2 protein-coding genes are annotated in these 1,558 nt (G+C 37.9%); both read right to left on the bottom strand.

Going from position 1 to position 1,558, the window contains the following annotated elements; all coding sequences use genetic code 11:
* Positions 1-71: 71 nt before the first annotated feature.
* Positions 72-269 carry a hypothetical protein gene (locus tag G491_RS0126000; RefSeq protein ID WP_157468603.1) on the bottom strand — a complete coding sequence of 66 codons (198 nt, stop codon included), beginning with the start codon at positions 267-269 and terminating at the stop codon, positions 72-74.
* A 3-nt stretch (positions 270-272) separates the two neighbouring features.
* Positions 273-1,286 (bottom strand): AAA family ATPase, encoded by a 1,014-nt coding sequence (locus G491_RS0125995; RefSeq protein ID WP_015946974.1) that lies wholly within the window; start codon positions 1,284-1,286, stop codon positions 273-275.
* Between the last annotated feature and the right edge of the window lie 272 nt (positions 1,287-1,558).

The following is a 1,558-nucleotide window of genomic DNA, read 5'->3' as shown; positions in this document are numbered from 1 at the left end:
AGACTCGTCCAAATTATCTCCGACTTCCTGAAAAACCAACCCACAGACCTTGCATGGATCAGTAACCCGGGCTAACTACCCCCTGAAGGCTTACGTTCTTTCAACTTGGAAAAATTGTGGGATATTGCCTGAGCTTTTCTAATTTGAGTTCGTGAATAGTCTCTTTTGGAACGTCCCTCGGGAAGTGTATATCCACCACCGCCACTACTCTTTTTTCGTTCAAGATCAGCTTTAAATTCAGGTAAAGGGAGGTGTTCAAATTTTTCCATTTTTTAGCCATCCTTGCCATTTTTAATTGACTTCCTGTCGAGAAAACGTTTTGTAGCAAATTCAATATCAGCCTTTGAGAGCTTGAATCTCCCCTCCAATATTGATTTTTTCATTGCCTCATGAGCAACCATTTTAATTTCGGATGGTGCTAACTCTTTCATCTTTACGGCTATGGATTCTAACTTAAACCCATTTTTAGGAATCGGTTTCAAAAATAGGTCCAACAATAATAGACAGTCTTCCGATGTTGGGTTTTTATATAATACCACTTCATCAAATCTTCTCCATATTGCGGGATCTAGAATATGATGATGATTTGTTGCTGCAAAAATGAGACTCTCACCTTCAAATGAGTCAATCATCTGAAGAAAATTATTGACAACTCTTTTGATCTCTCCATGTTCGTAATGATCATCTCTATTTTTTCCTATAATGTCAAACTCATCAAACAGAACAACCCATATTCCGCTATTAATAAAATCAAATACTTTTCTTAGATTTGTAGCCGTCTCACCGAGATAGGAAGAGATAATTGCATCAAATTGGATCTGAACCAGAGGCAGTCCAAGAACAGAACTGATAACTTGTGCTGTGAAGGTTTTACCAGTTCCAGGAATGCCACAAAGTAGAATTTTGGACTTGGGCAAGAGGTTATAACCTCTCAGTATGTCAGATTCTTTAAACTCCTGAACAATCTGTCTGAGTATAAGTTCAGTTTCTGAAGGCAGAATTAACTCTTCCCACAAATGGTCATACGACTTTATTGATAATAGTGGGAACCCACTTTCGTTATCGCGTGGGATAGGTATATCTGTTTTAAATCGAGTACATCCATTCCTATTGGAAACCTGGTTACTTTCGAAATTCAAAGCCTCTTCAAGCTGCTTTGCCAGCACATGATGGTTTTTTCGCTTTTCACGTTCAATATACTCTTTTGCAACCAGAATAAACTCATTGCGCTCGCCTTTGTTAAAGGAGAGAAATAATTTTTTTAGTAATTCTCCTGATGAGTTCAATTTAACCTCGAAATCTATATTAAAGTTTAGCAAAAACCCATTTGCAAAAAAACGTCAAACCCGTTCCTCCACAACGAATATGCTTATCAAGCCCCAAAACATGGAGTTGAAGAAATGGAGAGCATCTCAAATTAGATAACTAACCGCTTTTTTCCCCACAGAAGGTATCCCCAACTTCACTACTGTCCGGTTAAGAGGTCAAAAAAAGAGGGTCTGAAGCTCCTTTTTATGTTATAATGTCTTCACCACAAAGCACTAATAACAAAGGAGAA

The sequence above is a fragment of the Desulfatibacillum aliphaticivorans DSM 15576 genome (assembly GCF_000429905.1).
Lineage (GTDB): Bacteria > Desulfobacterota > Desulfobacteria > Desulfobacterales > Desulfatibacillaceae > Desulfatibacillum > Desulfatibacillum aliphaticivorans.
The sequence above is the reverse complement of the archived record's forward strand: the minus strand, read 5'-3'. Positions and strand labels throughout refer to the sequence as shown.

What these genes read in the sequence shown, in the direction of transcription:
- G491_RS0126000 (WP_157468603.1), bottom strand. Translation starts at nt 269, where the DNA reads ATGGAAAAATTTGAACACCTCCCTTTACCTGAATTTAAAGCTGATCTT.